General features: G+C 72.4%; 22 protein-coding genes. 10 read left to right on the top strand and 12 right to left on the bottom strand.

Translation table 11 applies throughout. The features are described 5' to 3' along the window. Positions 1-117: 117 nt before the first annotated feature. The 4 genes from aceE to AB0F62_RS39690 form a co-directional block, all read right to left on the bottom strand. The gene (gene aceE / locus AB0F62_RS39705) at positions 118-2793 is read right to left on the bottom strand and encodes a pyruvate dehydrogenase (acetyl-transferring), homodimeric type (protein ID WP_361810900.1); all 2676 of its coding nucleotides are present in this window, start codon (positions 2791-2793) and stop codon (positions 118-120) included. 132 nt (positions 2794-2925) lie between these two features. Further along, entirely contained in the window at positions 2926-3552 is a 627-nt protein-coding gene (locus tag AB0F62_RS39700) for a GntR family transcriptional regulator (RefSeq protein WP_361810898.1), read from the bottom strand. A 94-nt stretch (positions 3553-3646) separates the two neighbouring features. Then, positions 3647-4834, bottom strand: a complete 1188-nt coding sequence (locus tag AB0F62_RS39695) for a barstar family protein (protein WP_361810896.1) — start codon at positions 4832-4834, stop codon at positions 3647-3649. An 18-nt stretch (positions 4835-4852) separates the two neighbouring features. After that, on the bottom strand, positions 4853-5653 hold the full coding sequence (locus AB0F62_RS39690) for an exodeoxyribonuclease III (protein WP_361810894.1): 801 nt from the start codon (positions 5651-5653) through the stop codon (positions 4853-4855). A gap of 73 nt (positions 5654-5726) precedes the next feature. Here AB0F62_RS39690 and AB0F62_RS39685 point away from each other — a divergent pair, with 73 nt between their 5' ends. The 3 genes from AB0F62_RS39685 to AB0F62_RS39675 are packed head-to-tail and all read left to right on the top strand — an operon-like array spanning position 5727 to position 7006. Further along, positions 5727-6227 carry a GNAT family N-acetyltransferase gene (locus AB0F62_RS39685; RefSeq protein WP_361810892.1) on the top strand — a complete coding sequence of 167 codons (501 nt, stop codon included), beginning with the start codon at positions 5727-5729 and terminating at the stop codon, positions 6225-6227. Positions 6228-6236: 9 nt separating this feature from the next. Further along, positions 6237-6623 (top strand): PPOX class F420-dependent oxidoreductase, encoded by a 387-nt coding sequence (locus AB0F62_RS39680; RefSeq protein ID WP_361810890.1) that lies wholly within the window; start codon positions 6237-6239, stop codon positions 6621-6623. Further along, positions 6620-7006, top strand: coding sequence for a (2Fe-2S) ferredoxin domain-containing protein (locus AB0F62_RS39675; protein WP_361810888.1), 387 nt, complete (start codon positions 6620-6622; stop codon positions 7004-7006). Before AB0F62_RS39680 ends, AB0F62_RS39675 begins: the two co-directional genes overlap by 4 nt. Before the next feature lie 82 nt (positions 7007-7088). On the opposite strand, the gene AB0F62_RS39670 is transcribed toward AB0F62_RS39675, so the two are convergent. Together AB0F62_RS39670 and AB0F62_RS39665 are read right to left on the bottom strand one after the other, a co-directional pair. Next, positions 7089-7259 carry a hypothetical protein gene (locus AB0F62_RS39670; protein ID WP_361810886.1) on the bottom strand — a complete coding sequence of 57 codons (171 nt, stop codon included), beginning with the start codon at positions 7257-7259 and terminating at the stop codon, positions 7089-7091. Between the two features lie 290 nt (positions 7260-7549). Continuing rightward, on the bottom strand, positions 7550-7984 hold the full coding sequence (locus AB0F62_RS39665; RefSeq protein WP_361810884.1) for an ATP-binding protein: 435 nt from the start codon (positions 7982-7984) through the stop codon (positions 7550-7552). A gap of 124 nt (positions 7985-8108) precedes the next feature. On the opposite strand from AB0F62_RS39665, the gene AB0F62_RS39660 reads away from it, so the two are divergent. The 3 genes from AB0F62_RS39660 to AB0F62_RS39650 all read left to right on the top strand — a co-directional run bounded on the left by AB0F62_RS39660 (position 8109) and on the right by AB0F62_RS39650 (position 9569). After that, positions 8109-8972 (top strand): helix-turn-helix transcriptional regulator, encoded by an 864-nt coding sequence (locus tag AB0F62_RS39660; protein ID WP_361810882.1) that lies wholly within the window; start codon positions 8109-8111, stop codon positions 8970-8972. Positions 8973-8977: 5 nt separating this feature from the next. Next, positions 8978-9217: a DUF397 domain-containing protein gene (locus tag AB0F62_RS39655; RefSeq protein ID WP_361810880.1), complete on the top strand. Its 240-nt coding sequence runs from the start codon at positions 8978-8980 to the stop codon at positions 9215-9217. Between the two features lie 112 nt (positions 9218-9329). Then, the gene (locus AB0F62_RS39650; protein WP_361810878.1) at positions 9330-9569 is read left to right on the top strand and encodes a hypothetical protein; all 240 of its coding nucleotides are present in this window, start codon (positions 9330-9332) and stop codon (positions 9567-9569) included. A gap of 781 nt (positions 9570-10350) precedes the next feature. On the opposite strand, the gene AB0F62_RS39645 is transcribed toward AB0F62_RS39650, so the two are convergent. Next, entirely contained in the window at positions 10351-11493 is a 1143-nt protein-coding gene (locus AB0F62_RS39645) for a glutathione-independent formaldehyde dehydrogenase (RefSeq protein ID WP_361810876.1), read from the bottom strand. Between the two features lie 140 nt (positions 11494-11633). Here AB0F62_RS39645 and AB0F62_RS39640 point away from each other — a divergent pair, with 140 nt between their 5' ends. After that, complete coding sequence (locus tag AB0F62_RS39640) at positions 11634-11831, top strand: hypothetical protein (protein WP_361810874.1); 198 nt, start codon at positions 11634-11636, stop codon at positions 11829-11831. Positions 11832-12180: 349 nt separating this feature from the next. On the opposite strand, the gene AB0F62_RS39635 is transcribed toward AB0F62_RS39640, so the two are convergent. Together AB0F62_RS39635 and AB0F62_RS39630 are read right to left on the bottom strand one after the other, a co-directional pair. Then, the gene (locus tag AB0F62_RS39635) at positions 12181-13209 is read right to left on the bottom strand and encodes an MsnO8 family LLM class oxidoreductase (RefSeq protein WP_361810872.1); all 1029 of its coding nucleotides are present in this window, start codon (positions 13207-13209) and stop codon (positions 12181-12183) included. Between the two features lie 60 nt (positions 13210-13269). Then, positions 13270-13848 (bottom strand): dihydrofolate reductase family protein, encoded by a 579-nt coding sequence (locus tag AB0F62_RS39630; protein WP_361810870.1) that lies wholly within the window; start codon positions 13846-13848, stop codon positions 13270-13272. 138 nt (positions 13849-13986) lie between these two features. Here AB0F62_RS39630 and AB0F62_RS39625 point away from each other — a divergent pair, with 138 nt between their 5' ends. Further along, the gene (locus tag AB0F62_RS39625) at positions 13987-15552 is read left to right on the top strand and encodes an MFS transporter (RefSeq protein ID WP_361810868.1); all 1566 of its coding nucleotides are present in this window, start codon (positions 13987-13989) and stop codon (positions 15550-15552) included. Positions 15553-15567: 15 nt separating this feature from the next. Here the strand turns inward: AB0F62_RS39625 and AB0F62_RS39620 are convergent, their stop codons facing one another. The 3 genes from AB0F62_RS39620 to AB0F62_RS39610 form a co-directional block, all read right to left on the bottom strand. Next, positions 15568-16029, bottom strand: a complete 462-nt coding sequence (locus AB0F62_RS39620) for a DUF5709 domain-containing protein (protein WP_361810866.1) — start codon at positions 16027-16029, stop codon at positions 15568-15570. A gap of 496 nt (positions 16030-16525) precedes the next feature. Next, positions 16526-16948, bottom strand: a complete 423-nt coding sequence (locus AB0F62_RS39615; protein ID WP_361810864.1) for a sortase — start codon at positions 16946-16948, stop codon at positions 16526-16528. A gap of 341 nt (positions 16949-17289) precedes the next feature. Continuing rightward, positions 17290-18444 carry an FAD-dependent oxidoreductase gene (locus AB0F62_RS39610; protein ID WP_361810862.1) on the bottom strand — a complete coding sequence of 385 codons (1155 nt, stop codon included), beginning with the start codon at positions 18442-18444 and terminating at the stop codon, positions 17290-17292. 303 nt (positions 18445-18747) lie between these two features. Here AB0F62_RS39610 and AB0F62_RS39605 point away from each other — a divergent pair, with 303 nt between their 5' ends. Continuing rightward, positions 18748-19947, top strand: coding sequence for a cytochrome P450 (locus AB0F62_RS39605; protein ID WP_361810860.1), 1200 nt, complete (start codon positions 18748-18750; stop codon positions 19945-19947). A 55-nt stretch (positions 19948-20002) separates the two neighbouring features. Then, positions 20003-20209, top strand: a complete 207-nt coding sequence (locus AB0F62_RS39600) for a ferredoxin (protein WP_361810858.1) — start codon at positions 20003-20005, stop codon at positions 20207-20209. Positions 20210-20289 lie beyond the last annotated feature (80 nt).

Raw genomic sequence — 20289 nt, 5'->3', positions numbered from 1 at the left:
GGCCGGGCCCCCGGCTTCCCCCCCCGGTGAATCCCCAACGGGGGCGGGGCACGCCTGTGACGGCGTGCCCGGCCCTCGTGCCCCCGCCCGGGGCGGAGCGGGGAACTCGGAGCGGGCTCAGAGCCCGTAGCGTTCCCGGGCCTCCTGGACGGTCTCCCGCTTGACCTCGCCGCGTCCGGCCAGCGCGGCCAGCGCGGCGACGACCACCGACTGCGGGTCCACCCCGAAGTGGCGGCGGGCCGCCTCGCGGGTGTCCGACAGACCGAAGCCGTCGGTGCCGATCGAGTGCCAGTCCTGCGGCACCCACTGGCTGATCTGGTCCGGCACCGCGCGCATCCAGTCGCTCACCGCCAGGACGGGGCCCGGCGCTCCCTCCAGCACCCGCGTGACGTGGGGGAGGGGGGCGTCCTCGCCGCGCAGTCGGGCCGCGTCGTAGGCGAGACCGCCCCGGCGCAGCTCGCTCCACGAGGTCGCGGACCACACGTCCGCCGCCACGCCCCAGTCCGCGGCCAGGAGCGCCTGGGCCTCCAGCGCCCAGTGGATCGCCGTGCCGGAGGCCATCAGCTGCAACCGCGGCGCGTCGGCGGCCAGGCCGGCGGTGTCGGCGGCACGGAAGCGATACAGGCCCTTGACGATGCCTTCCTCGACGCCCGGCTCCGCGGGCATGGCCGGCTGGATCTTGGGCTCGTTGTAGACCGTCAGGTAGTAGAAGACGTCCTCCGCGTCGGGGCCGTACATACGGCGCAGACCCTCGCGGACGATGACGCCGACCTCGTAGGCGAAGGCCGGGTCGTACGAGAGCGCGGCCGGGTTGGTGGACGCGATCAGGTGCGAGTGCCCGTCGGCGTGCTGCAGGCCCTCGCCCGTCATCGTCGTGCGCCCCGCGGTCGCCCCGACCAGGAAGCCGCGGCCGAGCTGGTCGGCGAGCGCCCACATCTGGTCGGCGGTGCGCTGCCAGCCGAACATCGAGTAGAAGATGTAGAGCGGGATCATCGGTTCGCCGTGCGTGGCGTAGGAGGTGGCGGCGGCCGTGAAGGACGCCATCGAACCGGCCTCGGTGATGCCCTCGTTGAGGATCTGGCCGTTCTCCGCCTCCTTGTAGTACAGGAGCATGTCGCGGTCGACCGGGTCGTAGGTCTGGCCGAGCGGCGAGTAGATGCCCGCGCTCGGGAAGAGCGACTCCATGCCGAAGGTGCGGGCCTCGTCGGGCACGATCGGCACCCAGCGCCGACCGCTCTCCTTCTCCCGCATCAGGTCCTTCATCAGCCGGACCACGGCCATCGTCGTCGCGATCTCCTGGTTGCCGGAGCCCTTGGCCAGCGCCTCGAAGGGCTTGGCGGAGGGCTCGGGCAGCGCCACCGGGTGCACCCGGCGGGCCGGGGCGGGGCCGCCGAGCTCGGCGCGGCGCTCCTGGAGGTAGCGCACCTCGGGGGAGTCGGCGCCCGGGTGGACGTACGGCACCAGGTCTCCGGACAGGGCGCTGTCCGGGATGGGCAGCTCCAGCAGGTCGCGCATGGCGCGGAACTCGGGGAGCGTGAGCTTCTTCATCTGGTGGTTGGCGTTGCGCGACTCGAAACCGGCGCCCAGCGTCCAGCCCTTGACGGTCTGCGCGAGGATCACGGTCGGCGCGCCCTTGTGCGTGACGGCCGCACGGTAGGCGGCGTACACCTTGCGCGGTTCGTGGCCGGCGCGGGAGGTGTGGAAGCACTCGGTGATCTTGGCGTCGGTCAGCAGCTTCGCCATCTCCGCCAGTGCCGGGTCGGCGCCGAAGAAGTGCTCGCGGATGTAGGCCGCGTCGCGCGTCGCGTAGGTCTGGAACTGGCCGTCGGGGACCTCGCGCAGCCGGCGTACGAGCGCGCCGGTGGTGTCGAGGGCGAACAGCTCGTCCCAGGCGGAGCCCCACAGCGCCTTGACGACGTTCCAGCCCGCGGCGCGGAACTTCGCCTCCAGCTCCTGGACGATCTTGAAGTTGGCGCGTACCGGCCCGTCGAGGCGCTGCAGGTTGCAGTTGACCACGAAGGTGAGGTTGTCCAGCCCCTCGCGGCCGGCGAGGCCGAGGGCGGCGGTCGACTCCGGCTCGTCCATCTCGCCGTCGCCGAGGAAGGCCCACACGTGGGAGCCGGAGGTGTCCTTGATGCCGCGGTGCGTCAGGTACCGGTTGAAGCGCGCCTGCTGGATCGCGGCGAGCGGGCCGAGGCCCATCGACACGGTCGGGAACTCCCACAGCCAGGGCAGCCGGCGCGGGTGCGGGTAGGACGGCAGGCCGTCACCGCCCGCCTCCTGGCGGAAGTTGTCCAGGTGCGCCTCGGTCAGCCGGCCGTCGAGGAACGCGCGGGCGTAGACGCCGGGGGAGGCGTGGCCCTGGACGTAGAGCTGGTCGCCGGAGCCGTCGCCCTCCTTGCCGCGGAAGAAGTGGTTGAAGCCGGTCTCGTACAGCCAGGCCGCGGAGGCGAAGGTGGCGATGTGGCCGCCCAGGCCGTAGCGGCTGCCGCGGGTCACCATGGCGGCGGCGTTCCAGCGGTTCCAGCCGGCGATGCGCCGCTCCATCTCCGCGTCGCCGGGGAGCTCGGGCTCCGCGGCGGTCGGGATGGTGTTGATGTGCTCGGTCTCCAGCAGAGACGGCACCGCGAGACCGGACGCCTGCGCGTGGTCGAAGGTGCGGCGCATCAGGTACGCCGCGCGATCAGGGCCGGCGGCGCGGGTGACCGCGTCGAGCGAGGCGGCCCATTCGCCGGTCTCCTCCGGGTCCGGGTCCGGCAGGTGATCGAGTGCGCTCAGCGTGGCGTCGGTCATGGTGCACGCCTCCCAGTTGGTTCCGTGCGGGCAGGGGTGTCCCCGTGTCTCACAGAGTAAGACTGATCGATGATCGATCAAATACCTTGTGACGAGGGTCACAAATGGGAGGTTCGACAATCCGGGGCGGCGTCAGCCGCGCTGCGGCGCGCAGCCCAGCACATGCTCCTTGACCAGCTCGCCCACCCGCGGGTCGTTGCGGCGGAAGGCCTCCACGACCGCCTGGTGCTCCTCGGCGTACAACCGCTGACGGGTGCCCAGCCAGCGGATCGACAGCGCCGTCCAGAGCTCGATGCCCAGCGACTCCCAGGTGTGCAGCAGCACGCTGTTGCCCGACGCCCTCACCAGCTCGCGGTGGAACGCCACGGTGTGCCGCACCTGGGCCTGCGCGTCGCCCTCCGCGTCCGCCTTCTGCAGCAGCGCGACCTCGGCCTCCAGCGCGGAGAGGTCCTCCCGCAGCCGGGGCGCCGCCAGCTCGGCGGCGATCTGCTCCAGGCCGGCCCGCACCGGGTAGATCTCCTCCAGGTCCGCGACGGTCAGCCGGCGCACCCGGACGCCCTTGTTCGGCGCGGACTCGATGAGCCGCATGACCTCCAGCTCTCGCAGCGCCTCCCGCACCGGCGTCTGGCTGACCTCCAGCTCCGTGGCGATGCCGCGTTCCACGATCCGCTCTCCGGGCTTCCACCGCCCGCTGACGATGCCGTCCACGATGAACTCGCGGATCTGCTCGCGCAGCGAGCGGACGACGGGCGGCGCCATGGGTACTCCTCCGGGAAACAGCAGCTGACTAGACGATACGGCGACGGCGCCCTCCGGCGGTCCCGTATGGCGGCACCAGGTGTCGCCGTCGCTCTCAGCGGAGGACGACCTCCACACCGCCTGCGGCCAGTACCTCCAGGACCACGCCGAAGCGGCTGTCCGGCTCCCCGGAGGCGTTCAGCGTCGCGCCCAGCGCCCGCCGGGCCACGGAGGAATCCCGCCACACCACGGTGCACGGGGTGCCGACCCCGAAGCCCCCGCGGAGGCAGTCGGCCAGGGCGTCCGCGTTGCAGCCGACGTAGCCGCCGGGCCCGTTCATCGCCTCACCCAGCGCGAGGTAGAGCCCGGGCTCGTCGGTCATGTGCCGGCCGTCCGCCTCGTACACCAACCCGGCGGGCCGGTCCGTACGAGGCCCGCCCGCGCAACCGCGCTCGCGTACGAGGTCCAGCCACAGCCGCCGCTCGCGGGTGGTGTACCCGGCCCAGAGGCCGGACTCCGCCGGGGGCCCGGCGAGCCACCGGTCCCACAGGGCCCGGGCGTGGGCGGGGAAGGGCTCCCGTGGGCCCTCCGTGAGGTCGATGTCCACGAGCCCGGAACCGAGCGCCGAAGGCCGCCACCCGGCGACCTCGCCCGTCACGTTCCGGCTCAGGACCTCCTGGCCCCCGGCGCCCAGGACCTCCAGCACGGCCTCGCCCAGGGCCAGCGACCGGCGAGTCCCGGTGCCGAGGGCAGCCCGCAGCTCCGCTCCGGGCGCGCAGCCGAGGAGCCGCAACGGCGGCCGGGACGGTTCGGCGTCTGCCGGGACGACATCGGAGGCGTCGCGGCAGACGCCGAGGACCCGGTGTCCGTCGTGCACCAGCAGCCCCGCCGCGAGACACGGATCGCCCGGCGGCTCGGGCCAGCCGTCCGCGGCGTCCAGGAACACGTCCCACGTGCCGGGCTCACCGGGTCTGCGGCGGTGACCCGTGACCCGCGCGTCCTCCAGCCGCCACGGCGCGTGCGGATCGTCGAACGGATCCGGCACGGCATGCCGCCCGCAGCCCCGGGGCGCCAACCAGAGGTCACCGAGGTCACCGAGGGCGCCGGCGCCGGGTCCGTTCAGGAGGTCGAGCAGCGGTCCGGACGGTTCGCACCCCAGGAGCTGGTGCGGCCGCCGATACGGGTCCACGAGCAGCCCCGACACCTGCGCGCACACGCCCCAGAGCAGGCCGTCCCCGGACCGGACCAGGGCGAAGCCCGGCCGGTCCGTACGCTCGACGTCCCGTGGCCAGTGCCGCCCCATCGTCCCCCCGGTGATCGACTAGCCGAGATCGTAGGCGACCGTCACCGGGGCGTGGTCGGACCAGCGCTCCGGATGCGTGTCCGCGCGCTCGACGCGGGTGTGCGCGGCCCGGGCCGCGAGCCCGCGGGTGGCGACGTGGAGGTCGATGCGCCAGCCGCTGTCGTTGTCGAAGGCGCGGCCGCGGTAGGACCACCAGGTGTAGGGGCCGTCGCCCTCGGGGGTGAGGTGGCGCACGACGTCGGTGTAGCCGGCCTCGTCGTAGACGCGGGACAGCCACGCCCGCTCCTCGGGGAGGAAGCCGGCGTTCTTCTGGTTGGCCCGCCAGTTCCGCAGGTCGCGCTCGGTGTGCGCGATGTTCCAGTCGCCGCAGATCAGCACCTCCCGGCCGGCGGCGGCAGCCTTCTCGCGGAGCTTGACCATGTGCTCGAGGAAGGCGGCCATGAAGCGCTCCTTCTCCTCCTGCCGCTCCGTCCCGACCTCGCCGGAGGGGAGGTAGAGGCTGGCGACCGTGACGCCGGGCAGGTCGATCTCCACATAGCGGCCGGAGGCGTCGAACTCCTCGGAACCGAAGCCGATCCGGGTCGCGACCGGCTCCTGCCGCGAGTAGAGGGAGACCCCGGCCCGGCCCTTCGCGGCCGCCGGGGCGTGGACGACGTGCCAGCCCTCGGGCGCGCGGACCTCCTCGGGCAGCTGGGCGGCCTCGGCGCGGACCTCCTGCAGGCACACCACGTCGGCCGCGGTCGCCTCCAGCCAGGGGAGGAAGCCCTTCTTGGCCGCGGCGCGCAGCCCGTTCACGTTCACGGTGGTCACGGTCAGCATGACGGGGACGATACCGGCCCGCCGGAGGGTGCCCGGACCGGGGCGTACTCCCGCACACCCGTACGATGTGCCGGTGGAGATCCGGAAGACGCGTTATGACCACTCCGACGCCGTGCGGCTGACCGAGCAGGTGCAGCAGGAGTACGTCGTGCGGTACGGCGGGCCCGACGAGACCGCCATGGACGCCGACCACTTCGACGCACCGCACGGCGAGTTCATGATCGGCTACCTCGAAGGCGCCCCGGTCGCGACCGGCGGCTGGCGCGGCCAGGACGCGTCCCCCGAGGGCTTCGAGGACGGCGACGCGGAGGTCAAGCGGATGTACGTGGTGCCGCAGGCCCGGGGCCGGGGCTTCGCGCGCCGGATGCTCGCCGCGTTGGAGGCCGGCGCCGCGGCCGCGGGCCGCACCCGGATGGTGCTGGAGACCGGGCAGATGCAGCCGGAGGCGATCGCCCTCTACACCTCCTGCGGCTACACGCCGGTGACCAAGTTCGGGCATTACAGAGACAGTCCGCTCAGCGTGTGCCTCGGCAAAACGCTTCCCGCGCCCGCCGCGGAGGCCGTTCCCGCGTAGCCTTGGTCCATGATCGAGGACAGCGCGTCGGCCCGGCTCGCGGCGGGCAAGTACCTACTGGTGACCACCTATCGGCGGGACGGCCGCACCGTCCCGACCCCGGTCTGGGTGGTCCGTGACGGTGAGGCCCTCGGGGCGTGGACGGCGGCGGACTCCGGCAAGGTCAAGCGGATCCGCAACCGCGCCGACGTACTGGTCGGGCCGTGCGATGTACGCGGCAACCCCACGGGAGACCAGGTGCCCGCGCGTGCCGAGATCCTCGGCCCGGAGGAGACCGAGCGCTACCGCTCGCTGGTCGCCCGCAAGTACGGACTGCTCGGCCGGCTCACGCTGTTCGGCAGCCGGCTGCGCCGCGGCCGTGCGGGCACCGTTGGCGTGCGGATCACCCTCGCGTGAGCGGCGCCGCGCCGCGGCCGGGCGTCTGCACGGTGAGCGTCTGCCGCGACTGCTGCTGCGGTACGGACAAGGTCCCCGGCGTCGACCACGACGCCCAACTCGACCGGCTCCGGCGGGAACTGGCCGGGGTCTGCCGGGTGAGGGTCACCAGGTGCCTCGACGTGTGCGAGCAGGCCGACGTGGTCGTCGTGCAGCCCTCACCGGAGGGACGCGCGGCGGGAGCGAGGCCGGTCTGGCTGGGCCTGGTCAACGATCCGGGCGCCGTCGACGACATCGTCGCGTGGGTGCGTGCGGGGGGACCGGGCCGCGCCGCACCGCCGCCCGTCCTCGACCTGTACGCCATCGCGCCACCGCACGGCCGTCCGGCCGGCGCGGTGGGCTGACCGGGGCGCGGAGCCCCGGACACGGTGTGGGCCGCACGGGCTTCGCTGCCCGTACGGCCCGTGAACCGGCCGTGCGCGAGGGTCAGTCGATGCTGCGCAGGATGTGCGGCTCGTTCAGATCGTCCTCGTAGCCGGCCAGTCGGATCGGCGCGGACCTGGCCCAGACGTCCAGGTTGCGCACCTCGCGCTGCTGCGAGGGCTGATCGTCGGGCTCCTTGTCGAGCTGGTTCCGCTTTGACTTCTCGGGTGTCACCGCGCACTCCTTCGTGTCGGGTGAGCCGGACGCCGGCCCGGCCGCTGCCGGACGCCGACCGCCCGGTCGGGCTTGATGGCTGAGCGGACGCGGTGGCGCCGGTGCGGAACCGGGCGGGGACCGCGGTGGGCGGTTCCTCCCGGGGCGGAGGCAGGGGGTGTTGGTGCTCCCCCGAGGGCCTTTCCGTCGGGGCAAGCCTAAGCCCGGACGCGGGGCGCCACCATCCCAATACGGCGCGCCCCACCGACGGCCACTCTTCCCGCGGATGCCGGCCTCGTGCCGGCGGGCGTTCAGCCGCTGCGCCGGACCGCCCCGGGACGGGCGCAGGAGAGCGTGGCCCACACGGCGCGGCCGGTGCCGTACGCCGGCGGCCGCACTCCCCAGCCTTCGGCCAAATGGGCTACGAGGGCGAGTCCGCGGCCGTTCTCGTCGCCGTCGGCGGCGGTGCGCGCCAGCGGACCCTCGGCGCCGCGGCCCTCGTCGACGATCTCCACGTGCAGCTTCCCGCCCGCCGTCCAGAGCAGGCAGGCGACATACTCGCTGCCGCTGTGCAGCACGGCGTTGGTGAAGAGTTCGCTCACCACGAGACCGGCGTCGTCAGCCAGTTCCGCCAGGTCCCACCTGCTCAGCGCGGAGCGCACCTGTCGGCGTGCGACGCCGACCGAAGAGGCCTGCGCCGGCAGTCGGAGCCGGAAGGTGTCCCGGGCGCTGATGGCATGGAGCACACAGGCAACTATGGCCACTGGTTACACAGAAGGCAAGGGCCATTCTGCAAATTGCACAATCGCCAGTGCAGGGTGTCTGTTCCATTCCTGACATGGCACACTGCTGCCATGCGGGAGATGCATCGTGGGTGAGGCGAGGGCGGGCGGGGCGCCGACCGTTCTCCGCGTCATCCTCGGCAAACGCCTCCACGATCTGCGTGAGAGGGCCGGCTACTCGTACGAGCAGGCCGCGCGGGCACTCGACGTCACCCATGCCACGGTGCGCCGGATGGAGAAGGCCGAGGTCGGCCTGCGCATCCCCTACGTCGAGAAGCTGCTGGCCCTGTACGGGGTCGACGCCGCCGAGACGGCGACCTTCATCGACCTCGCCCGGCAGGGCAACCGCCCCGGCTGGTGGCACCGTTACCGCGATGTGCTGCCGTCCTGGTTCAGCGCCTTCGTCAGCCTCGAGGGCGAGGCGGCCATCATCCGCGCCTACGAGCCGCACTACGTCCCCGGCCTGCTGCAGACCGAGGAGTACGCGCGCGCCGTGCTGCGGGCTGGCCTGCCGGGGGCCTCCCCGGACGAGCTCGATCGCCTGGTGGCGCTGCGGTTGGAGCGGCAGGCGCTGATCGCCCGGCCGGACGCCCCGCTGCTGTGGGTGGTGATGGACGAGACGGTGCTGCGCCGTCCCATCGGCAACGCCGCGGTCATGCGCGCCCAGTTGGACCGGCTGGCCGAGGCGTGCGTGATGCCGCAGGTGCGACTGCAGATCATGCCCTTCGACGCCGGGCCGCATCCGGCGATGTACGGGCCTTTCCACATCTTCCGGTTCCAGATCCACGAACTGCCGGACGTCGTGTTCACCGAGAGCCTGGTGGGCGCCGCCTACCTGGACGACCTCGACGACGTCTCGACCTTCCTCGAGGCACTGGACCGGATGTGCGCGCAAGCCGCGCCCGCACACAGCACCGCAGCCATCCTCGATGGCATCCGCAAGGAGATCTGACACACATGGACGACCGCATATACAACGGCATGCGCGCCCTCGACCTCGGCACCGAGGGATGGCACAAGCCGTGGAGCGGCGGCAACGGGGGAAGTTGCGTGGAAGCCATGAAATTGGCCGACGGCAGAGTCGCGCTGCGGCAGTCCACCGACCCCGACGGGCCGGCCCTCATCTACACGGACCACGAGATCAGGATGTTCATCCAGGGCGCCAAGGACGGGCAGGCCGACTTCCTGCTCTCCTGAGCCCCCTGCATGACCACTTCGAGTGAACACGGCCCGCGCGGGCAACCGCGACGACCGACGGGCTGTCTCCAGCGGTTATCCGCCGGACGGACGGGACAAGGGGAGCAGCAGCATGACCGAACAGCTCGGACCGCTGTACGAGCCGGGAGTGGCCTACGTGCGCATCGCCGCGGCCGACGCGGCGACCGCCCACAGGGTCGCCGACGTCATCGCCTCCCGGTATCCCGGAACCCGTCCGCCACGGGTCACCACCGGTGCGGACGGGCTGGTGGAGTTCGACCTGTACACCTACACCCTGGAGGCCAGCCCGTCCGGGCCGTACGACCCCCAGGGCCCGGAGGGCCGCTGCTAGCCACTCGGCGCGGGGCGGCCGAGTCCGGTGATGCCGGTGGGCTCTTCGGCTGCCGCGCCGTCTCGCTCCCTTCGGTCGCACAGCGGCTGGCTGCGGAGGGGAGGGTGGGGGCGGGGCCCTCGTGGCGGTGTGCGGGTGGGTGGTCGGCTGGGGTTCAGGCGCCGGAGCGGGGTGCCTTTCCGGCGGTTGGGGTCTCGTTGCCGTCCGCGCGTATAGATGGCCGCTTCCACGCCTACTGCCGGTGGTGGGCGCGCGCCGTGACCGGCGTCTGCGGCTGATTCGAGGTGCTGTCGAGGGGGCCAGGGAAGATCGGGCTCGCTTTCGCCGATATGTTCGGCGGATCAGAGCCCGATCTTTGCACCGGGGGACATCGGGCCCGCTTTCGCCGACTATGTCGGCGGAACAGAGCCCGATCTCGGCAGACCACCCTCCGAGCCCGCCACCTGTCGGGGAATTACCCGCAGACGCCGGTTACGGCGGGCGCGCCACCCATGGAGGGTGGGCGTGGCAACCAGCCATCTATACGCGCGGACGGAAACGAGACCTCCGCCACCGGAGTGGGACCCCGCTCCGGCGCCTGAACCCCGGCCGCGAACCGACCCGCACAGCGGCGACGGCCCGACGCCCGCCACCCTCCCCTCCGCAGCCCGCATCTTTGCGACCGAAGGGAGCGAGACGGCGGGACAGCCAACCCATCCACCGGTACCGCCCTACCCCCCTCTCCGCAGCCCGCAGCCCGCAGCCCCCCGGCCGATGGCCGGAGGGCCGGTGGAGTGGCGGATCAGCCCTCGCCGGGGTGCAGGACGACCTTGGTGTAGCCCTCGATCCGCTTGTCGAACTTGTCGTACGCCGAGGGGGCGTCCGTCAGGGGAAGCTCGTGGGAGACCACGAAGCTCGGGCGGGCGCGACCCTCGATGATCATGTCCCGAAGCTGCCGGTTGTAGCGCTTCACGTTGCACTGCCCGGTGCCCAGCCGCAGGCCCTTCTCGAAGAGCCGGCCGATGGCGACCAGCAGCCGGCCGCTCTTGGCCTGCTCGTCCGGGCCTCCGGGGTCGGACGGCACGTAGAGCCCGGGAATGCCGAGCGCCCCGGTCGCGCGCACGGTGTCGATGAGGGAGTTCAGCACCGCCGCGGGCTCCTCGCGGCCCGCACCACCGGCCTGGGCCTGGTAGCCGACCGCGTCGATGCCCTTGTCGGTGCCCTCGCCGTTCATGTGCTCCTTGATCTGCTCCACCGGGCTGCCCTTGGTGAAGTCGATCGGGATCGCACCGATCTCCTCCGCCTTCTGCAGCCGCTCCGGCACGCGGTCCACGACGAACACCTTGGCCGCGCCGCGCAGCATGGCGGAGTAGGCGGCCATCAGCCCGACAGGGCCGCCGCCGTACACCGAGACGCTGTCGCCGGGGGAGACCTGGGCGAGCTCGCAGCCGTGGTAGCCGGTCGGGAAGATGTCGGCCAGGAGCACGAAGTCGGTCTCGTTGGCCGTGCCCTCCGGCAGTTTCAGGCAGTTGAAGTCCGCGTACGGTACGCGCACGTATTCCGCCTGGCCGCCCGGCCAGGGGCCCATGGCCACATAGCCGTACGCGCCTCCGGCGAACCCCGGATTGACCGTGAGGCAGAAGCCGGTGAATCCCGCCGAGCAGTTCTTGCAGAATCCGCAGGCGACATTGAAGGGCATGACCACGCGGTCGCCCTGCTTGAGGGTGGTGACACCCTCGCCGACCTGGTCGATGATGCCCAGGTTCTCGTGGCCGAAGACGATGCCGGGTTCGGCGGCCGTCCGGCCCTCGTACATGTGCAGGTCGGAGCCGCAGATCGCGGTGGACGTCACCCTGACGATCACGTCGTTGGGGTGGTGGAGGCGAGGATTCTCGACCTCCTCGACGGCTACTTCGAACGGTCCCTTGTAGACGACTGCCTTCACGTGACACCTCCGATTGGTGTCGGATTCGTGGCTTACGTGACCTATTTCTCATGCTGCCTCCTTGGGCAGTACGAGACAACCCAGCTATTCTTCACGTGAATATGGTGATTTCTGATTGACCGCGAAGAAAGGCGGGAAAAATGGCCCAGCGCTCAGGAACGCTGCTCGTCCCCGTGCCCGGCCTGTCCGGCACGGTGTACCCGGTCGGCACGCGCGTGGCCATCAGCGGGCGGGGCTCGTCCGTCGACGCCTTCGTGGGCGGCGACTGGCTGCCGCTGTCCTGGTGGGAGTTCGCCGAGGGCCGCAACGACGACGTGTACGACGGCCCTGCCGCGTGACGCGCCCGGCCCGCGGGTAGGCCCGCAGGCCGTCTCCGGCACCGTCGAGCCGTGAGTGCCGTCCCCGACGATCCCGCATCCGATCCGGGACCCGGCCGATCCGCGGGCCCCGGGCGGCCCCATGCCGGCCTCAAAGACGCCCTCCGTGTGGCTCGGCGGCCGACCGGCTGCCCCCGCACCGGAGCGGGTTGAGCGGTTCCCTCCGGTGAACGACGGCAACGCCCGCCCGGCATAGCGGAGTTCGGGGCTTCGGGCGCCGGGACCGTTGCGAAGCAGCTCGGTTGAGGGCAGGCGAACCAAGCGCCGTCGACGGCGGAGGCCATCAGGGCGCAGGGCCCGGCGTCCTCGTTCAGCGCGCCGCCACGGCCCGCGTGGTCAGGCCCGCGAGCCGGGCCAGACGACGGTGGGAGTCCAGCAGCGCCGACCGGTCCCAGCCGGCCGTGGTGACCAGCACCTCGTCCGCCCCGGTGCGGCCGATCAGGCCCGACAGCGCGGCCGCGACCTCGTCCTCGGTGCCGTGCACCCCGCCCGCCAGGGTGCCCTCGAACAGATCGCGCTCGCGCGCCGTCATCGGCGCCGACAGGACCTCGTCCGGCGGCGCCAGCGGCGGGAACTCGCCGTGCGTACGGGAGTGCGCCAGCGACCAGGCCTCCGAGACGAGCAGCCGCCGGGCCGCCTCCGTCGTCTCCGCCACCGACACGGGTGCCGACACCACGACGTACGGCCGCGGCGCCCACGCCGAGGGCCGGAACGCCGCCCGGTAGCCCTCGATCGCCTCCCGCATGCGCTCCTCGCCGCGTACCGCCGCGATCACCAGGGGCAGTCCGAAGGCCGCCGCCGTGGCCGCCCCCGCGCCCGTGGCGAGCACGAACGCCGGGACGCGCATGCCCTCGGGCGGCCGCGCGTGTACCGCCGCGGCCTCCGCCCGGCCGGTGAAGTAGCCGAGCAGCTCCCTCAGCAGATCCTCGAAGTCGTCGGCGGCGCGGGCGTCCCGCCCCAGCGCCCGGCGCACTCCGTCCGTGAACCCCACCGAGCGGCCCAGGCCCATGTCGATCCGTCCGGGGAAGAGCGACTCCAGGACCCCGAACTGCTCCGCCACCACCAGCGGCCGGTGGTTGGGCAGCATCACACCGCCCGTGCCCACCCGGATCCGGGACGTCGCAGCGGCGACCGCGGCGGCCAGCACCGTGGGCGAGGAACCCGCCACGCCGGGCACCCCGTGGTGCTCCGAGACCCAGAAGCGGTGGTAACCGAGCTCCTCGGCCTCGCGTGCCACCCACACCGTGTCGCGCAGCGCCTGCGCGGGCTCCGCGCCCTGGCGTACGGGGGAGCGGTCGAGGATGGAGAACGGGATGCGGGGCGGCGGGAGTGCGGTCACCCCTGCTTCAACGCTGCCCGGGACGCAGGATTCCCGCGCCCCGGTACCCCCGGTACGTCCTCAGCCTTCCCGGCGGGCGTATCTCACCATCAGCACGCCGCTCTTGTACGTCCGTGCCTCGGCCACGTCGTACGCCTGAGGGGCGAAGCCGCCCGCGAAGAGCGGAACACCGGCGCCCGCGACCACGGGGTTGAGCTTGACGACCAGCTCGTCGATCTCCGGGCGCAGCGAGGCGGCCAGCCGGCCGCCCCCGCACAGCCAGATGCCCGCCCCGTCGCGCCGCTTCAGCTGCCGGACGAAGCCGAGCGGGTCGTCGGAGACCAGTTCCACGGCGGGGTCAGGGCTCGCGGTCATGCTCCCGGACACCACGTACTGCCGCAGGTGCGGGTAGGGGCTGGTCATCCCGTACGGCAGCCCCACCTCGTAGGTGGCCCGGCCCATCAGCACCGTGTCGAACCGCCGGTTCGGCGCGTCGGCGATGCCCAGCGGTCCGCGGGCATGCACCGGCAGGGTCTCCGGGTACTCCGCGACGACCGTCTCCATGTGATCCCCCTCGGCGGCCAGGAAGTCGTACTCACCTCCCGGCCCGGCGACGAATCCGTCGATCGTGGACGCCACGAAATACGTCAGCTTGCGCATGCTTCCCCCGGCTCGCGGTGATCGGTGACGAAGCGCCAACCTAGCCTCCGGCCCCGCTCCACCGCCACGCGGTACCGCGGCCCCCGGAGTAGATTCGGTGAGGACCCGCGAGCACGGCGGGGGATGCCGGAGGCTGCGATGACGGAAGCCGCGAGCACGACGGACCGGGCCGGGACGCTGACGCTGGGCGAGTCGACCGGACGGTGGGTCCTCGCGGCGGTCGTCCTGGGCTCGGGGATGACCCTGCTCGACGGCACCGTCGTGAACGTCGCCCTCCCGACGATCGGCAAGGAGCTCGGCGCCACGCTCGCCGGCCTCCAGTGGACGATCAACGCCTACACCCTGACCCTCGCCGCACTGATCCTGCTCGGCGGCTCGCTCGGCGACCGCTTCGGGCGCCGCAAGGTCTTCATGATCGGCACGGTGTGGTTCGCGCTGGCCTCCCTGCTCTGCGGCGTCGCTCCCAGCATCGAGGTGCTGATCGCCGCGCGGGCGCTGCAGGGCGTCGGCGGGGCGCTGCTGACCCCCGGGTCGCTGGCCCTGATCCAGGCGTCCTTCGCGTCCCGGGACCGGGCCCGCGCGATCGGCGTCTGGTCGGGCCTGGGCGGCATCGCGGGAGCGCTCGGCCCGCTGCTCGGGGGCTGGCTCGTCGACGCCGTCAGCTGGCGCTGGGTGTTCTTCATCAACCTCCCGCTGGCCGCCCTGGTCGTCGCCGTCGCCGCGCGGCACGTCCCGGAGAGCCGGGACGAGGAGGTGACCGGCGGCTTCGACGTCGCGGGCGCCGTCCTGGGCGCCGTCGGCCTCGCCGGGATCACCTACGCCCTGATCGCGGCCGGGGGAGCCCACCCGGACATCGCGGCCGTCACGGTCTCCGGCGTGGCCGGACTGGCCGCGCTGGCCGGGTTCGTCGTGACCGAGCGGCGCAGCCCGCATCCCATGCTGCCGCCGCGGCTCTTCGCGAACCGCCAGTTCACCGCCGCGAACCTGGTCACCTTCGCGGTCTACGCGGCGCTCGGCGGTGTGTTCTTCTTCCTGGTGCTGGAGCTGCAGACCGCGGCCGGGTACTCCGCGCTGGCCTCCGGCACGGCGCTGCTGCCCGTCACCGTCATCATGCTGGCGCTGTCCGAGCGGGCGGGCCGGCTCGCCGAGCGCATCGGCCCGCGCATCCCCATGACGGTGGGCCCGGCGATCTCCGCCGTGGGACTGCTGCTGATGCTGCGGATCGGTGCGGACGCGTCCTATGTGGCGGATGTCCTGCCCGCGGTGGCCGTCTTCGCCCTCGGCCTGGCCACGACGGTCGCTCCACTGACCGCCACCGTCCTCGGCGCCGCCGAAGTACGGCTGGCGGGCACCGCGTCCGGCGTGAACAACGCCGTGGCGCGCGCGGCGGGCCTGCTCGCGGTGGCCGCGCTGCCGCTGATGGCCGGTCTCTCCGGCGACGACTACGAGGACCCGGCGGCGTTCACCCACGGCTTCCGCGTCGCCGTCGTCATCTGCGCCGGGCTGCTGGCGGCCGGATCGCTGCTGGCGTGGATCGGGATCCGCTCGGACGTGCTCCAGGAGACCCCCGAGGAACCGGCGAAGCCGGCGCCCGCGTGCAAGCACTACTGCGCCATCGGTGCCCCTCCCCTGCAGAGCGGGACGGAACCCGCCTCCGGGGCCGGCGGTCGCTGCACGCCGGACGGCGGTACCCCGGTTCCCTGACCCGCGCGAGCGCGGTCAGTACTCCTCGGACTCCGGAACGAGATGCATCGCGGCCTCCTCGGCGGAGGCGGCGGCCCCGTCGATGCCGATGTCGTGGGCGACCATGCCCTCGGTCTCGTAGTGCGCCCCCTCGTCCGGGGCGACCAGCCGGCCGGCCCGCGGTCCGCCGACCTCGCTGTCGATCAGCTCCCCGTCGGTGTCCCAGGCGTCCCCGATACCGTCCCCGTCGGGGATCGGCGGGTCCGGGAGCTCCTCGGCCAGGCGTTCGTCGAGCGTCTCGCCCCGAAGGCGGCCCGCCGCGGTGGTGGCCGCCTTGTTCACCGCCCAGGGCCGCTCCGGCGGTGAGTAGCCCTCGTCGAGTATCTGGTCGACACCGTGGTAGTCCAGGGTGTCCTCGGGCTCCAGCAGCCCGGCGTCGTCCTGCACCTCTGACCCGTCCGGCTGGTAGACCTCGTCACCCATCTCGTTCTCTCGCATGTCCGTCTCCTCGTTCACGCGCCGCCACCGCCGTCGGCGCCGCCTCGCGGGCCGCGCGCCCCCTCTCTCCCCTCCACACTCTTCCGTCCGGACGCCGATCGCCACCCGGAAGCGTGAAAAAGGTCGGCCGAGCGGCGTCCCGGACTGCCCCCTGCCGCGTGCCGCGGAGGACGAGACCGATCCCGGCGTCGCTCGGGGCGGCGATCCGGCGGTGTCGGCGACTGTGACGGTGGCGACGGTACGGACGACCCCGCCGCGGGCGAGGCAGGCGGGGCCGTCTGTTCCTCCGGTGCCGGGTGTGGCGGATCGTCGGCCGCCACGGTCACCTCCACCACCAGGGCCGGCCGGTACCGCACCGGCGATCCCGGTGCCGTGCCGGCCGGCGTCAGCGGCGACGACTGCTCCACGGTCGTCGCCGACCCCGTCGGCCGGCAGGGCCTCACCGGCACTGCCGGCTCCGCATCCTCCCGGCCGCCTCGGGGTGGGGCGCCGGGCGTCACCGGCGGGCGAAGTGCCGATCCGGTCGGATGAAGTCGCCGCAGCCCGAACGGGAGAACCCGCCCCTGGGGAGGCGCACCACCCGGAAGGAGGTCGTGGCCTGGGTGCGCGGCGGGCAACGGAGCGTGACCGTGTACCAGCCCGGCCGGGTGTTCTCCGGCACCCGGAAACTGCCGGCCAGCAGACCGCTGCGCCTCCCCACGGGCAGCAGATTGACCTGGCCGCCGGCCTCCGACTGGCCTTTGGAGTAGGAGGCGTCACGGCCGCAGGCCGTGGTGGTGACGGTCAGCCGCATTCCGGGGAGGGCGTAGTAGGGCGTCACCCACGCATCGGCGACGTCGGTGGCCGAAGCCGTGGGCACAGTGAGACCGATGATGGCCGCGGCCGTGGCGACACCGCCAAGAACGCGTGTTGTGGGCATGAGGCAGCCTCCGAGTCGAAACGGTGGGAGAGCAGCGGCCCCGGTGGCGGGCCGCTCCAGGCGGAGCCAAACAGCGGCCCGCTCCCCGCGCCACTCGAGGACGACGCCGCACCCCACCCGCACAGCCCAGCGCGCGCGCCGGCACCGCGCGTCGCCACAGGTCACAGGCGTGCCTTGGCCTTCACGACAAGCAAGCGGGGCCTTCCGGCGAACAGGTGACGCCGCGCCAGATCCATGACGACCACAAGACTGACGCACCGTCACCAATCGTCGGCCCGCCCCTGCCACCCTGCCGCGAGATCGCACCGGGCGCCTCCCCTGCTACGCCGCTGCGGTGCCGATCACAGGTACGTGTGGCGTGCGGCGTTGATCCTCTTCGCGCTGTTCCACCCCACGAGGCCGACGGGGGTGCCGCCGCGTGCCGCCAGCATGATGAACCTGCGGGAGGCGAGGTCGCCTTCGAGGAGCGTGAGTTCGGCGTCCGGCGGCACGGTCCCGTGCACCTGGATCTTCACGTCGTACTGGTCGGTCCAGAAGTAGGGCCTCGGTCTGTACGGCTCGCTCGCGCCCATGATGTCCGCCGCGACGAAGGCGGCCTGCTCGGTGGCGTTGGTCCGGTTCTCCAGTCTCCCTCCGGAGCCGTCGCCTCCGTGGGGCCCGCGGGCGACGTCCCCGACGGCGTAGATTCCGTCTCCGGCGCGACAGCGCTCGTCGCAGACGATGCCGTCGTCCAGGACCAGCCCACTGCCGATGAGCCAGTCCGTGGCCGGGGTGGATCCCATGGTCATGACGACGAGGTCCGTGGGGATCGTGGCGCCGCCTTCGAGGAGTACGCCGTTCACCCTGTTCGCGTGCCGGGAGAACCCGGTGACCCGGGTGCCGGCCCGCACCTCCACCCCGTGATCGCGGTGCAGGTCCCCGAGCATCTTCCCGACCTCGGCGCCGAGTTGCCGCCACATCGGCGCCGGATTGGGGTCGACCAGCGTCACGGCGAGACCCAGGCCCCGCGCCGTGGAGGCGATCTCGCAGCCCAGGACGCCCGCGCCGATGACCGTCAGGGTGCCGGCCCGGAGCAGGGCCTCCCTCAGGCGTACGGAGTCCTCCACGGTTCTCAGCGTGTGCACACCGGCGAGGTCGCGCCCGAAGGGCAGCGTCCTCGCCCTCAGGCCCGTGGCGATGACCAGGGTCCCGTACGGGACGAGCCGGCCGTCGGCAAGGGTGACCACCCGGTTCCGCGCGTGGAGCCGGGTCGCCGCCACCCCCAGCGTGACGTCGGCCCCCAGGGCCTCCAGGCGCCGCGCATCGAAGAGCGTCACCCGCTCCGGGGCCCATGCGCCGGAAAGCACCTTCTTGGACAGCGGAGGCCGGTCGTACGGCAGGTGGGGTTCGTCGCCGACGAGCCGGATGCCACCGGTGAAGCCGCGTTGCCTCAAGGCCTCGACCGTCGTCGCCCCGGAGACCGAGCCCCCGATCACGAGTACATCCGCCGCGCTCATCGCGCGACCGCCCACGGCGGCGACGCGGCCCGCGCTTCCCCGTCCATCATGCGCATGAACAACCATTCCTCAAAGTCGACTTGGACGGCAACGCCGCCAATAAAGGTCAAACCGCCGTCAGTTGTGGCGGCTGCGCAGACAGGCTACTTGACACGGCAAGCAAACATCGAAATATTCGAGCCGCCGAGATCCCGCCGATGCCGGACCTCGCCTGGCCCCAGGTCGCTCCCCGAGTCCCGCACTCGGTCCTGGCAGGCCCTCCTGTGGACCACCCACTCGTAACTCGCCCTGAGGAGAATCGCTGTGACTGTCAGCGAAAGCCGCGGATTCGTCGTCACGGACAGGGAGCCGCGATGCCCGTTCGACCCGTCCGCGCGACTGGTCGCGATGCGTGAGAGCGGCCGGCCGGCCGAGATCCGGGTGAGCGAGGCGGAGTACGGCGAGGTGGACATGCTCCTCGTGACACGCTACGAGGACGTCCGCGCGGTCTTCGGCGACCGGAAGGTCGACCACAGTTTCGTCCCCGGGCCCGCGGGCGAGGACGGCATCTCCAGCACCCAGCCCGGTTTCCTCCCGAGGTACAACGGTGCCGAGCACCAGCGGCTGCGCCGCCTGGTCATGGGAACCTTCATGCCGAAGTCGGTCGCGGCGATGCGTCCGATGATCGAGCGGGTGGTGCGGGAGAAGCTGGACGCCATCGCGGCGGCCGGTCCGGAGACGGACCTGGTCACCAGCTACGCCCTGTCCGTGCCGTCCTCGGTGATCGGCCACATCCTGGGTGTTCCGGAGGCCGACCACGAGCACTTCAACGCGATCTCGGCAGGCGTGACCGATGTGTCGCTCTCCCGTGACGAGGCGATGGCCGCGTTCATGAGGCTGAACACCTACGTGGCCGGTCTCGTGGCCGACAACCGGGCGAACCCCGGCGACGGCCTGATCGGACGACTCGTCACGGGCCAGCACGGTGAGGCCACGGACGAGGAACTCATCGGCATCCTGGGCATCCTCGTCGTCGCCGGCCACGAGACGACCGCGGCGATGATCGGCCTGAGCGCACTGGCCCTCATGCAGCAGCCCGATCAACTGGCCGCTCTGCTGGACCCGGAGCACTCGACGGCGGACGCCGTAGAGGAGTTGCTCCGCTACCTGTCCATCTCGGGGACCATGCCCCGCGCGGTGGCCGAGGACATGTCGGTCGCCGGACATCCGCTGAAGGCGGGCGACCGGGTACTGGTCTCGGCGCTGACGGCCAACCGCGACCCGGAGTTCGTGGAGAACCCCGACGTCCTCGACCTGACGCGTGCTCCTTCGGCCCACGTCACCTTCGGGTACGGGATCCACCAGTGCGTCGGCCAGCACCTGGCCCGCCTGGAACTCCAGGTCGCCCTGCCCGCCCTGTTCGAGCGCTTCCCCGGGCTGAAGCCCGCCGTGCCCGCGGAGGAACTCCGGTACAGCACCGGCGGAAACGTCTACGCCCTGGAAAGCCTGCCCGTCTCGCTCTGACGCGAGGCCGCACGACAGCTCAACCCACACCGCACGTCATCCGAAAGGTAATCCCATGCACATCACGGTCGATGAGGACGTCTGCGTCTCCGGTGGCCAGTGTGTCGCCGCGGCACCCGCGGTCTTCGACCAGCGCGAGGACGACGGGGTCGTCATCCTGCTCGAGACCAACCCCGGCGAGGCGGAGTTCGCCAATGTGCGCCGGGCGGCGCAGATCTGCCCCGCGGCCGCGATTCGGCTCGAGGAGGCCCTCACGTCCTGACGCCTGAGGGTCCGGCGGTCTCCGGGTCGGAGAGCACCATCTCGGGCCAGCCGCCGTCGCGGGTGTAGCCCTCCTCGGGC

Source organism: Streptomyces sp. NPDC026673, assembly GCF_040638135.1.
In the GTDB taxonomy this organism is placed as follows: Bacteria; Actinomycetota; Actinomycetes; order Streptomycetales; family Streptomycetaceae; genus Actinacidiphila.
The sequence above is the reverse complement of the archived record's forward strand: the minus strand, read 5'-3'. Positions and strand labels throughout refer to the sequence as shown.

Coding starts and splice junctions, on each gene's coding strand:
- AB0F62_RS39600 (WP_361810858.1), top strand. CDS start 20,003: ATGCACATCACGGTCGATGAGGACGTCTGCGTCTCCGGTGGCCAGTGT.
- AB0F62_RS39640 (WP_361810874.1), top strand. CDS start 11,634: ATGGCCCAGCGCTCAGGAACGCTGCTCGTCCCCGTGCCCGGCCTGTCC.
- AB0F62_RS39650 (WP_361810878.1), top strand. CDS start 9,330: ATGACCGAACAGCTCGGACCGCTGTACGAGCCGGGAGTGGCCTACGTG.
- AB0F62_RS39620 (WP_361810866.1), bottom strand. CDS start 16,029: ATGCGAGAGAACGAGATGGGTGACGAGGTCTACCAGCCGGACGGGTCA.
- AB0F62_RS39625 (WP_361810868.1), top strand. CDS start 13,987: ATGACGGAAGCCGCGAGCACGACGGACCGGGCCGGGACGCTGACGCTG.
- AB0F62_RS39615 (WP_361810864.1), bottom strand. CDS start 16,948: ATGCCCACAACACGCGTTCTTGGCGGTGTCGCCACGGCCGCGGCCATC.
- AB0F62_RS39630 (WP_361810870.1), bottom strand. CDS start 13,848: ATGCGCAAGCTGACGTATTTCGTGGCGTCCACGATCGACGGATTCGTC.
- AB0F62_RS39700 (WP_361810898.1), bottom strand. CDS start 3,552: ATGGCGCCGCCCGTCGTCCGCTCGCTGCGCGAGCAGATCCGCGAGTTC.
- AB0F62_RS39695 (WP_361810896.1), bottom strand. CDS start 4,834: ATGGGGCGGCACTGGCCACGGGACGTCGAGCGTACGGACCGGCCGGGC.
- AB0F62_RS39680 (WP_361810890.1), top strand. CDS start 6,237: ATGATCGAGGACAGCGCGTCGGCCCGGCTCGCGGCGGGCAAGTACCTA.
- aceE (WP_361810900.1), bottom strand. CDS start 2,793: ATGACCGACGCCACGCTGAGCGCACTCGATCACCTGCCGGACCCGGAC.
- AB0F62_RS39655 (WP_361810880.1), top strand. CDS start 8,978: ATGGACGACCGCATATACAACGGCATGCGCGCCCTCGACCTCGGCACC.
- AB0F62_RS39690 (WP_361810894.1), bottom strand. CDS start 5,653: ATGCTGACCGTGACCACCGTGAACGTGAACGGGCTGCGCGCCGCGGCC.
- AB0F62_RS39610 (WP_361810862.1), bottom strand. CDS start 18,444: ATGAGCGCGGCGGATGTACTCGTGATCGGGGGCTCGGTCTCCGGGGCG.